This window comes from Methylobacterium brachiatum (genome assembly GCF_900113845.1).
GTDB lineage: Bacteria > Pseudomonadota > Alphaproteobacteria > Rhizobiales > Beijerinckiaceae > Methylobacterium > Methylobacterium brachiatum.
The window spans coordinates 57,616-68,459 of record NZ_FOQW01000003.1; the positions used below are offsets into that span (position 1 = coordinate 57,616).

The window sequence follows — 10,844 nt, forward strand, 5'->3', positions numbered from 1 at the left end:
TCCTCCATGCGGTCAGCTCAGGGCGACGTTCAGCGCGCTCTCGGGCAGTTCCTTGCCGAAGGCGCGCTGGTAGAACTCGGCCACCAGGGTCCGCTCGAGCTCGTCGCACTTGTTCAGGAAGGTCACCCGGAACGCGAAGCCGACATCCTTGAAGATGTCCGCGTTCTCGGCCCAGGTGATGACCGTGCGCGGGCTCATGACGGTGGAGAGGTCGCCGTTCATGAACGCGTTGCGGGTCAGGTCCGCCACGCGCACCATCCGGTTGACGATGTCGCGGCCCTGGTCGTTGCGGTAATGCACCGCCTTCGAGAGCACGATGTCGACCTCGCGGTCATGCGGCAGGTAGTTCAGCGTGGTCACGATCGACCAGCGGTCCATCTGGCCCTGGTTGATCTGCTGGGTGCCGTGATAGAGGCCCGACGTGTCGCCGAGGCCCACGGTGTTGGCGGTGGCGAACAGCCGGAAGGCCGGGTGCGGGCGGATCACGCGCTTCTGGTCGAGCAGCGTCAGCCGGCCCGACAGCTCCAGCACGCGCTGGATCACGAACATCACGTCCGGCCGCCCGGCATCGTACTCGTCGAACACTAGGGCGACGTTGTTCTGCAGGGCCCAGGGGAGGATGCCGTCCTGGAAGGCGGTGACCTGCTTGCCGTCCTTCAGCACGATCGCGTCCTTGCCGACGAGATCGATGCGCGAGACGTGGCTGTCGAGGTTGATCCGCACACAGGGCCAGTTCAGCCGCGCCGCGACCTGCTCGATATGGGTCGACTTGCCGGTGCCGTGATAGCCGGTGACCATCACGCGGCGGTTGCGCGCGAAGCCGGCCAGGATCGCCAGCGTGGTCTCCCGGTCGAAGATGTAGTCCGGATCGAGATCGGGGACGTGTTCCTCTCGTTCAGCATAGGCCGGAACCTTGAGGTCGAGGTCGATGCCGAAGACCTCGCGGACGGAAACGGTGCGGTCGGGCAGCGCGGCGGGCGTGTCGTCAGAGAGCATTCGGGACCTCGTGAGGCGCGGGAACTCCGGCCCGAGGGCATGGAGCTTCCGCACGGAAGTAACGTCGAGCCGGGCATCCGCCGCGGGGCGGACTCAATCTTTAAACGGCAGCGCTGTGCGGCGCCACCGACCGGCACGAGCCTCATATAGGGCTGCGCCGGGCAATTTTCCTTATCCTAGAGCGCTCGACGACGAAGGGGGTTCCGCTGCGGCCTCACGGCGCTCCGGCGATCCGGCCTGCATCGTTCGTGCCGCTCAGCAGAGACCGGCGGCACGCAGAACGTCGTGGGCGCGGATGATGTCCCGCAGCCGCTCCTCGAACGAGCGGTCGCCGCCATTGGCGTCGGGGTGGAAGCGCTTCACCAGCGCCTTGTACTGCGCCTTGATGGCGGGTCCGTCCGCGCCTTCTTCGAGCCCCATCACGTCGAGGGCACGGCGCACCGTGGCGGTGCGGCGGGGCTTCTCCGGCTCCGGCTGGCGGGCGCGGCGGCGTCCCTCGACGCCGGCACCGCGCAGGATGCCGAGCGGATCGACATAGGCCCAGTCGCGGGTCGGCTCCTCGGCGGGCTTGCCCTGGCCGGCCGGGTTCACCCCCATGGCCCAGGTCGGGCGGTGCCCGATGATCGCGTCCTTCTGATAGGCCTGGACGGCGGCATCGTTCATGCCGTCGAAATAGTTGTAGCTCGCATTGTAGGCGCGGACGTGGTCGATGCAGAACCGCCAGTACTGGCCTTCCGCCTTGCGGCCCTTCGGCGCCCGGTGCAGGCCCGGCTGCGTGCAGCCCGGGCTCTCGCACGTGCCATCGGCCGCAGGCTTCGGCTCGTCGCAGGACGGTTTTCTGATCCGGATGCTGTCGAACAGGCGCGAGTTGAGATCCATGACGGGCCGATTATGAGGGGGCAAACCGGAGACACAAGGGCACTGGGCCTGATGACGCATGCGCGGGATCGGGCTTGACGGATGCCGACGATATCAGGTGAGGGCGCGATGGCTGACGGGACTGGTGACGACGGCACCCTTCGGGGCTGGATGGAGGCGAAGCTGCGCGCGGAACTCGCGCCGGCCCGGCTCGACGTGATCGACGAATCACACCTGCATGCGGGCCATTCCGGCGCGCGGCCCGGGGGTGAGACCCATTACCGGCTCGACATCGTCGCCTCGGCTTTCGAGGGCAAGAGCCGCGTGGAGCGGCACCGCCTGGTCAATGCCCTGCTGGACGATGCGTTCAAGCGCGGGCTGCATGCCCTGGCTTTGCGCGCCCGGACCCCGGCCGAGGCCGCCTGAGCGCGGCATCGCCGGCCCGGCGCGGCCATCTGCCGGTACGAGAGGATATGGCGATCGTGGCTCCGGTTCGCACCCACAGGATCGCCGCCTTTGCGCCGGAACCGGTGTTCCAGCGCACCTGTGGTCGGCCTCGGTCGAGCGCGTTCCGCGACGCGGGCCGGAGGTCGCCATGCCCCTGCGGGTGAACGCGCGGATCACCATCGAGGATGACGAGATCGAGCTGTCGTTCATGCGCGCCTCGGGGGCGGGCGGGCAGAACGTCAACAAGGTCGAGACGGCGGTCCAGCTGCGCTGGTCGATCCTGGCCTCGCCCTCGGTCGATGAGCGGGTCAAGGCGAACCTGTACAAGCTCGCCGGCCGGCGTCTGACCAAGGACGGCGTCCTGGTCCTGTCCGGGCAGCGCCACCGGACCCAGGAGCGCAACCGGGCCGATGTGCTGCAACGGCTGGTCGAGCTCGTGACCGAGGCGGCCAAGCCGCCGCCGCCCATTCGCCGCGCGACCAAGCCGACGAAGGGTTCGAAGGAGCGGCGCATCGGCGCCAAGAAGAGCCGCGCCGTGATCAAGCAGGGGCGGGGCAGCTACCGGGATTCCGACAGCTGAACCGCCCTGTCGCCGTCCCGGGCGAGCCGCCGGGGCGGCCTCAATGGATGGCGTCGATTACCTCGGCCTTGGGGCTGGCGTCGGGGGCCGGCGCCGAGCCGGCGACCAGGGTGCTGCCGGGCTTGGCGATGGTCAGGGCGATCGCCACCAGGGCCAGGATCGCGGCGAGGCCGGCCGGGAACAGGAAGGCGGATTCACCGTAGCGCATATCCAGGAGGCCGCCGACGACCGCGCCGGTGCTGAGGCCGGCCCAGAGCGGCGCCTGGATCCAGAACGAGGGCGCCACCGTGCCGAGCAGCAGGTTGGCGCAGCCGGTGCCGAAGCGAACCACCGCGCCGGTGACGTAGGTCAGCGCGAGCGAGCGACCGCCTTCATCCTGCAGGGTCGCATTCTGGAGGCCCAGGGCCAGCACGATCGGGTAGGCGTGCAGCGGGTAGGCGAAGGTGCCCCAGGGCATCAGCAGGCCGCCGGCGAGGAGCAGCGCCTGCAGCGTCAGCAGGACGGCCAGCCGCCAGCGTCCGACCCAGGCCGCGATCAGCGTGCCCAGGAAGGCGCCGAAGCAGAACAGGCTGATGGTGCTGGCGACCCGGGTGACGTTCTCCCAGTCGCCGTTGGACACCGCCACGCCGAAGCGCGTGGTGTTGCCTGACATGAACGACATGAACAGCTGCGAGAATTCCAGGAAGCCGATCGAATCGGCGCAGCCTGCCAGCGTCGCCAGCGCGATGGCGAAGGCAATGCGCGTTCGGGGATCGGCCGGGAAGGAGCGATCCACGGGCGGGTCGGGCTTGCGCTCAGGTGCGCGCCCATCGTTCCCGCCGCCGAAATCCGCCATGCCTGTCCCCGATTCCATCGCCGCGCCGCGCGCAGCCGACAGACAATGGACGAATGCCCAAGCAGTTTCATGCCCGGCGAATCATTGGCGTGTGCGGTGCAGCACGACGATCCGGCCCGGGACCGGCCGACCGCCTTCGCGCCGCACATCGGCGGGGCGCAGCATCAGGATCTCCAGGCCGGAGCCGGACGCCGCCTCCGTGATGTGGGAATCGGCGTGGGCGTAGCGCCCGTCGGCGCCCAGGCGCGCACCGTCGCCGTCATGGGACTGGACGGTGAAGGCCGCGAGGCCACCCGGTCGCAGGACCCGGGCGACCCGCTCCAGGACCGGGCCGAGATCCGCCACGTAGATCAGCACGTCCGCGGCGAGGCACAGATCGGCGGAGTCCGGCGGCTCGCCTGCGAGGAACGCCATGAGATCGCCCTCGTCCAGGCGGTCGTAGAGCGGCTGGCCGTGATGCCTCTTGGCTCGGGCGAGGGTGAGCATGCCGGGCGAGAGGTCGACCCCGGTGAGATGTCCGACCCGGTCGCGGATCGCCGCGCCCATCAGGCCCGTGCCGCAGCCGAGATCGAGCGCCGCCTCGAACCGCTCCGGCACGGGCGGCAGGGCATCCCGGACGAGCTGCGGGCCGACATAGCCCAGCCCGTCAACGAGGTGGCGCTCGAAACGCGGCGCGTAGCCGTCGAACAGGGCCCGGACATAGGCTGGTGACAGCGCCGGCAGGCCGGCACCTTCGCCGAGGCGGACCAGATGCGCGCGCACGCCGAGGGTGTCGTCGGGGTCGATGTCGAGGGCGCAGGCATAGGCCCGCGTCGCCGCCGCCCGCAAAGCCGGGTCGCCGTCCTGCACGGCCAGCCCCTCCCGGGCGCGGCCCAGCAGCAGCCAGGCCGGCGCGTAGCGGGGCGCGATCTCCAGCGCCTGCTCGGCGAGATCGGCCGCCCCGGCATGGTCGCCGTCCGCCAGGCAGGCTTCCGCGTAGCGATAGCGGCGGTCGGCGAGGAGGTCGCCGGAACTGTGTTGCGTGGCCATGCGTCTGCCGGGTCGGGGCCGCCTATATACCGGGGCCACCGGCGGACTCCACCGGCAGCAACGGACCCGATGCCGACACGCGCGAGCGATCTCCTCACCCTGACCCGCGAGGGCCTCTACTGCCCGCTCGGGGGCTTCCACGTCGATCCGACCTGGCCGGTGGAGCGCGCGCTCATCACCCACGGCCATGCCGACCATGCGCGCGCCGGCCACGGCCACGTGCTGGCGACGCCCGAGACCCTGCGGATCATGGCGGTGCGCTACGGCGAGGATTTCTGCCGCCAGCGTCAGGAGGCCCGGCTCGGCGAGGCTCTGCGCGTCGGCGACGTCACGGTGCGCTACGCCCCCGCCGGCCACGTGCTCGGCTCCGCTCAGATCGCCATCGAGCGCGACGGCGTCCGGGTCGTGGTGTCGGGCGACTACAAGCGGGCGCCGGACCCGACCTGCCTGCCCTTCGAGGTGGTGCCCTGCGACGTGTTCATCACCGAGGCGACCTTCGGCCTGCCGGTCTTCACCCATCCGGACACCCGCGACGAGGTCCGCAAGCTCATGGCCTCCGTGGCCCTGTTCCCGGAGCGGGCCCACATCGTCGGCGCCTACGCGCTGGGCAAGGCGCAGCGGGTGATGGCGCTGCTGCGTGAGGAGGGCTGGGACCGGCCGATCCACCTGCACGGGGCGATGGAGAAGCTGACGGAGCTGTACAAGCGCGAGGGCATCCCCCTGGGCGAGACCCCGAAGGTCGTGGCCGCCGACCGCAAGGACCTGCACGGCGCGATCGTGCTCTGCCCGCCCAGCGCGATGCAGGATCTGTGGTCGCGCAAGTTTCCCGATCCCGTGACCTGCTTCGCCTCCGGCTGGATGCGGGTCCGCGCCCGCGCCCGCCAGAAGGGCGTCGAGCTGCCGCTGGTGATCTCCGACCATTCCGACTGGCCGGACCTGTGCCGCACCATCCGGGACACCGGCGCCGGGGAAGTGTGGGTGACGCACGGCCAGGAGGATGCCCTGGTTCATTGGTGCGGGACCCAAGGCATCAAGGCCAAGCCGCTGCACCTGCTGGGCTATGGCGACGACGGCGAGGTGGAGCCGGCGCCAACCGACGCCGCCGAGCCGGAGGTGGCGGCGTGAACGACTTCGCCCATCTCCTCGACCGCCTCGCCTACGAGCCGCGCCGCAACGCCAAGCTGCGGATGCTTCAGGATTTCTTCGCGCGCACGCCGGATCCGGAGCGCGGCTACGCGCTCGGCGCCATGACCGGCACGCTGAGTTTCCGCGAGGCCAAGCCGGCCCTGATCCGCGGCCTGGTCGAGGAGCGCATCGACCCGGTGCTGTTCCGCCTGTCGCACAATTACGTCGGCGATCTCGCCGAGACCACGGCGCTGATCTGGCCGGCGCCGCGGGATCTTCCTTCCCCCTCTGCGGGCTCCGGTCTTCACCCGGCGCCGGATGAGGCGCGGGTCCCCTCTCCCGTGCGGGAGAGGGACAGGGTGAGGGATGCGACCTCTCCGGGCAAACCTGATCCCTCACCCCAACCCTCTCCCGCACGGGAGAGGGGGCATGTCGCGCCTCATGCTGACCGATCTGCGAACCTCGTAGCCCCCGCAGAGGGGGGAGGGGATGCGCGTGTGGGGATCGGCCACAACAACCCGCCCCCGCATGTCCCGACCCTCGCCGAGGTCGTCGAGACCCTGGCGACCATCCCGAAGCGGGAGCTGCCCCGCCATCTGGCCGAATGGCTCGACGCCCTCGACGAGACCGGGCGCTGGGCGCTCCTGAAGCTCGTCACCGGCAACCTGCGCGTCGGTGTCTCGGCGCGGCTCGCCAAGACCGCGGTCGGCGCGCTGGGCGGCCACGAGGCGGATGCGGTCGAGGAGGTCTGGCACGGGCTCACGCCGCCGTTCGAGACGCTGTTCGCCTGGGTCGAGGGGAGGGCCGAGCGGCCCGAGACGCTCAATCCGGCGCCGTTCCGGCCGCCGATGCTGTCGCATCCGATCGAGGAGGAGGCCGATCTCGAGAAGCTCGAGCCGGAGGCGTTCTCCGCGGAGTGGAAATGGGACGGCATCCGCGTCCAGCTCGTCGGCGGACGCGACCGGGCCGGTGCCCAGGTCGCCAAGGTCTATTCCCGCACCGGCGAGGACATCACCGGGGCGTTCCCCGATCTCGCCGAGGCGATCGGCTTCACGGGCACGCTGGACGGCGAGCTGCTGATCCTGCGCGAGCGCCGGGTCCAGAGCTTCAACGTCCTGCAGCAGCGCCTGAACCGGAAGGCCGTGACCGCCAAGCTCCTCGAAGAATTCCCCGCCCATGTCCGGGCCTACGACGTCCTGACGCTCGACGGCGACGACCTGCGGGCCGAGCCGTTCGCGACCCGCCGGGAGCAGCTGGAGGCCCTGGTCACCCGCCTCGACCATGCCCGGATCGATATCTCGCCGCTGGTCCCCTTCGCGGATTGGGAGGCGCTCGCCGCCGCCCGGGCCGACCCGGCCTCGGTGGGCGCCGGGGAGGATGCGGACGCGATCGAGGGCGTGATGCTCAAGCGTCTCAACAGCCCCTACCTGCCGGGTCGCCCGAAAGGCCCCTGGTGGAAGTGGAAGCGCGAGCCCCATATCGTCGATGCGGTGATGATGTACGCGCAGCGCGGCCACGGGAAGCGCTCGTCGTTCTACTCGGACTACACGTTCGGGGTCTGGCGGGAGGCCCCCGAGGGCGGGGACGAGCTGGTGCCGGTGGGCAAGGCCTATCACGGCTTCACCGATGCCGAGCTCGCCAAGCTCGACCGCTATGTCCGCAACAACACTACCAAGCGGTTCGGGCCGGTGCGCGAGGTCGCCCACGGGCTGGAAGCCGGGCTCGTGCTGGAGATCGCCTTCGAGGGCGTCCAGCGCTCGACCCGGCACAAGTCCGGCGTGGCGATGCGCTTCCCCCGAGTCAGCCGGATCCGCTGGGACAAGCCGCCCGCGGAGGCCGACCGGATCGACGTGCTGGAGCGGATCCTCGCCCGCGGCGAGCGCGAGGTCGCACCGGGTGCAACGCTGACGGAGACGGATGCATGAGGCAGGGCAAGATCGGTTCAGTCGAGCCCCTGGTATCGGGCGCGGTGGCGCGCCACGCGAGCGGCCGCCTGACCATCGCCACCCCGGGGCAGGGCTTCACGGATTTCACCGGGGCGGTGGCGGAGTTCGTGCGGGGCAGCGGCATCCGGGACGGGCTCGTCACTCTGTTCTGCCGGCACACCTCGGCCTCGCTGACCATCCAGGAGAATGCCGACCCGGACGTGCAGACCGACCTGATGACAGCCCTCGACGGCTTCGCGCCGCGCGGCGCCCCTTACGTCCACGGCGCCGAGGGGCCGGACGACATGCCGGCCCATATCCGAACCCTGGTCACGGATTCGGCCCTGAACATCCCCCTGGTCGAGGGCAGGCTGGCTCTCGGCACCTGGCAGGGGATCTACCTGATCGAGCACCGCGACCGGCCGCACCGGCGCGAGATCGTTGTGAGTGTCATCGGCGCCTGAGCCCGGAGATCCGTGTGCGATCCGAACCTGGCGGCGGTCGGGCAGCAACATTCGCTGACACACCGCCGATTAACCGTGCTGCGCGTCTATAGGCCTGTCTAGGATCGGCTTTCAGGCCGGTCTGGGGACGGGAGACCCCGATGGGCTTGTACGACGCGCTCTCGAATTCGGTGGCCGGTGCTTCGGCGCAGGCCTTCGCGCTCAACAACATCTCCGGGAACATCGCCAACACCCAGACGGCGGGGTTCAAGACCACGGAAACGAGCTTCGCCGACATGCTGGCCCAGACCACGGCCAGGGCGCAGACGAGCGGCGGCGTCTCGACCAGCACCCGCGACACCCTCGGGATCCAGGGGACGATCCAGTCCACCGGGGTCGCGACCAACCTCGCGATCTCGGGCAACGGCTATTTCGTGGTCCGGTCGAACACCGGCACGCCGGAGAGCCCGACCTTCACGGGCGAGACCGCCTATACGCGGCGCGGCGATTTCGCCCCGGATTCGAGCGGCTACCTGGTCAACGGCGCGGGCTATTACCTGTTCGCCGGCCCCTCTTCGACCGCGCCGGTCCAGGTCCCCACCGGGGCGGACACCCTGGCGAGCCTGACGGTCTCTCCTGCGGGCACGCTCACCGGCACGGGCGCGGATGGCAGCACGCAGCCGCTCGGCGCGCTGACGCTGGCGCAGTTCGGCGGGCAGGACAACCTGACCTCCCTCGACGGCGGCACCTACGTGGCCAACGGCCGGTCCGGCGCGCCGAGCTTCGGGCTCGCGGGCGCGACCATCGCCGCCGGGTCGGTCGAGCAATCGAATGCCGGCATCTCGGACCAGTTCTCCAAGATGATCGAGACCCAGCAGGCCTACACGGCCAACACCAAGGTGATGAGCGCCGCCGACCAGATGCTGCAGGACGCCATCGCGATGGATGTGTGAGGCCGGGGCTCGCCGGCTTACAGGAACTTCAGCGGGTCCGTCTCGGGCGGGGGCGGGGCCACGTCGTTGCGGTTCCACCAGCCGCCGCCCAGCGCCACGAACAGGGCCGCGCTGTCGGCATACTGGGTGGCGCGGGCGCCCGCCGAGGTGACGAGCGCCGAGAGGTAGCCCTGCTGGGCGATCAGCACCTGCGTCGAGGTGACGGCGCCCGCCGTGTACTGCTTGCGGATCAGCCCGAGGCTCTGGTTGGTGGCGCTCACCGCGGCATCGGCGGCGGCCACCGCCTTGGCGTCGGCCTGGAGCGCCCGCAGCGCGTCGGCGACGTTCTGGAAGGCGGTGATCACCGTCGCCTTGTACTGGGCCTGCGCCTGGGTCAGCGTCTCCTCGGCCGCCCGCTGGCGCCGGAACAGGGTGCCGGCGTCGAAGATCGGCGCCGTCGCCTGGCCGATGATCGTGAAGAACGCCGCCCCGGGATTGGTCACCTGCGCGAGCCGCACGGCGCTGGAGCCGCCCGTGGCGGTCAGGCTGAATTGCGGCAGGCGATTGGCCACGGCGACGCCGACGCTGGCGCTCGCCTGCTGCACCAGGGCCTCGGCCGCCTTCACGTCGGGGCGCTGCTGCACGAGGCGCGAGGGCAGGCTCACCGGCAGCTTGGTCGGCAGGCGCAGGGCCGAGAGCTGGAAGGTCTCCGCGATCTCGTCGGAAGGCAGCCGCCCGGCGAGCGCCGTGAGCAGGTTGCGCTGCTGCGCCAGCTGCTTCTCCAGCGGCGGCAGCAATTGCTGCGACAGGGCCAAGGCCGCCTGCTGCTGGACCACGTCGGCCCCGGCGATCTGGCCGAGCGAGAGCTGCTTGTTGAACAGCTGCAGCACCTCGGTCTGCGCCTGGATGACCTTGCGGGTGGCGTCGATCTGCGCGCGCAGGGCCGCCTCCTGGATCGCGGCGGCGACGACGTTGCCGGTGAGGCTGAGATAGGCGGCCTCGAGCTGGAAGCGCTGGTTCTCGGTGGTGGCCTCCAGCGATTCGATCTGGCGCCGGTTCCCGCCGAACACGTCGGGATTGTAGGCGACCACGGCCTGCGGCGTGGACAGGCTGTAGAGGAACCGGCTCTCGTTGTTGAGCGGCGATTGCAGGTCGAGGCCGGGTGCCAGGATGCCCTGCACCTGCGGGGTCGCGGTCAGGCTCGGATAGAGCGTGCCCTTCTGGGCCAGCACGTTCTGCTGCGCGATCCGCAGCGAGGCCTGCGCCGCCTCCAGGGTCGGGTTGTTGGCGAGCGCCTGCTCGACGAGCTGGTTCAAAGCCTTGGAGTGGAACAGGGTCCACCACTGGCCGGGGATGTCGGCGCCGGAGACGAAGCTCTGATCCGCCGATCCGCCCTGACGGGTGCGGATGTTGTCGGCGGCCGAGGGGTCCTTCAGCGGCTCCTTGGTGTAGCGGCTGACCGGCGGCGCCTCGGGCGGCACGTAGTTCGGGCCGACCGCGCAGGCCGACAGGGACAGGGCCGCCGCCAGCATGGCGGCCGCACGACCGCACCGGATCGGCGCCAACTCCACCATCATGCCCCTGAAACCCCTCCCTCGGTAGAGCGTCCGGGCTGACGGCCAAGTCAATCCGACGGCGCTCCGATGCTGTGTGCCGGCGCCGCGCTGTGGCGCC

The 10,844-nt window shown here is 70.5% G+C and carries 11 protein-coding genes; 6 read left to right on the top strand and 5 right to left on the bottom strand.

The genetic code is table 11. The features are described 5' to 3' along the window. Positions 1-12: 12 nt before the first annotated feature. Positions 13-996 (bottom strand): cobaltochelatase subunit CobS, encoded by a 984-nt coding sequence (gene cobS / locus BMZ47_RS02475; RefSeq protein WP_007559639.1) that lies wholly within the window; start codon positions 994-996, stop codon positions 13-15. 255 nt (positions 997-1,251) lie between these two features. After that, a complete protein-coding gene (locus BMZ47_RS02480) occupies positions 1,252-1,875 on the bottom strand; it encodes a J domain-containing protein (RefSeq protein ID WP_007559637.1) in 624 nt (207 codons plus the stop codon). Positions 1,876-1,983: 108 nt separating this feature from the next. Here BMZ47_RS02480 and BMZ47_RS02485 point away from each other — a divergent pair, with 108 nt between their 5' ends. Continuing rightward, complete coding sequence (locus BMZ47_RS02485) at positions 1,984-2,280, top strand: BolA family protein (protein ID WP_007559634.1); 297 nt, start codon at positions 1,984-1,986, stop codon at positions 2,278-2,280. 169 nt (positions 2,281-2,449) lie between these two features. Next, the gene (gene arfB / locus BMZ47_RS02490) at positions 2,450-2,881 is read left to right on the top strand and encodes an alternative ribosome rescue aminoacyl-tRNA hydrolase ArfB (RefSeq protein WP_050734431.1); all 432 of its coding nucleotides are present in this window, start codon (positions 2,450-2,452) and stop codon (positions 2,879-2,881) included. Between the two features lie 40 nt (positions 2,882-2,921). On the opposite strand, the gene BMZ47_RS02495 is transcribed toward arfB, so the two are convergent. Continuing rightward, the gene (locus tag BMZ47_RS02495; RefSeq protein WP_007559630.1) at positions 2,922-3,716 is read right to left on the bottom strand and encodes a YoaK family protein; all 795 of its coding nucleotides are present in this window, start codon (positions 3,714-3,716) and stop codon (positions 2,922-2,924) included. An 81-nt stretch (positions 3,717-3,797) separates the two neighbouring features. Beyond that, positions 3,798-4,745 (bottom strand): methyltransferase domain-containing protein, encoded by a 948-nt coding sequence (locus BMZ47_RS02500; RefSeq protein ID WP_091858238.1) that lies wholly within the window; start codon positions 4,743-4,745, stop codon positions 3,798-3,800. A gap of 69 nt (positions 4,746-4,814) precedes the next feature. On the opposite strand from BMZ47_RS02500, the gene BMZ47_RS02505 reads away from it, so the two are divergent. The 4 genes from BMZ47_RS02505 to BMZ47_RS02520 all read left to right on the top strand — a co-directional run bounded on the left by BMZ47_RS02505 (position 4,815) and on the right by BMZ47_RS02520 (position 9,191). Beyond that, positions 4,815-5,870 carry a ligase-associated DNA damage response exonuclease gene (locus tag BMZ47_RS02505; RefSeq protein ID WP_091858241.1) on the top strand — a complete coding sequence of 352 codons (1,056 nt, stop codon included), beginning with the start codon at positions 4,815-4,817 and terminating at the stop codon, positions 5,868-5,870. Next, on the top strand, positions 5,867-7,795 hold the full coding sequence (locus BMZ47_RS02510; protein ID WP_091858244.1) for a cisplatin damage response ATP-dependent DNA ligase: 1,929 nt from the start codon (positions 5,867-5,869) through the stop codon (positions 7,793-7,795). The genes BMZ47_RS02505 and BMZ47_RS02510 overlap by 4 nt, the downstream gene beginning before the upstream one ends. Next, on the top strand, positions 7,792-8,259 hold the full coding sequence (locus BMZ47_RS02515) for a secondary thiamine-phosphate synthase enzyme YjbQ (protein WP_091858247.1): 468 nt from the start codon (positions 7,792-7,794) through the stop codon (positions 8,257-8,259). Before BMZ47_RS02510 ends, BMZ47_RS02515 begins: the two co-directional genes overlap by 4 nt. A 140-nt stretch (positions 8,260-8,399) precedes the next feature. After that, positions 8,400-9,191 carry a flagellar hook basal-body protein gene (locus BMZ47_RS02520; RefSeq protein ID WP_091858250.1) on the top strand — a complete coding sequence of 264 codons (792 nt, stop codon included), beginning with the start codon at positions 8,400-8,402 and terminating at the stop codon, positions 9,189-9,191. 17 nt (positions 9,192-9,208) lie between these two features. On the opposite strand, the gene BMZ47_RS02525 is transcribed toward BMZ47_RS02520, so the two are convergent. Beyond that, positions 9,209-10,744 carry an efflux transporter outer membrane subunit gene (locus BMZ47_RS02525; protein WP_091858940.1) on the bottom strand — a complete coding sequence of 512 codons (1,536 nt, stop codon included), beginning with the start codon at positions 10,742-10,744 and terminating at the stop codon, positions 9,209-9,211. Positions 10,745-10,844: the final 100 nt, after the last annotated feature.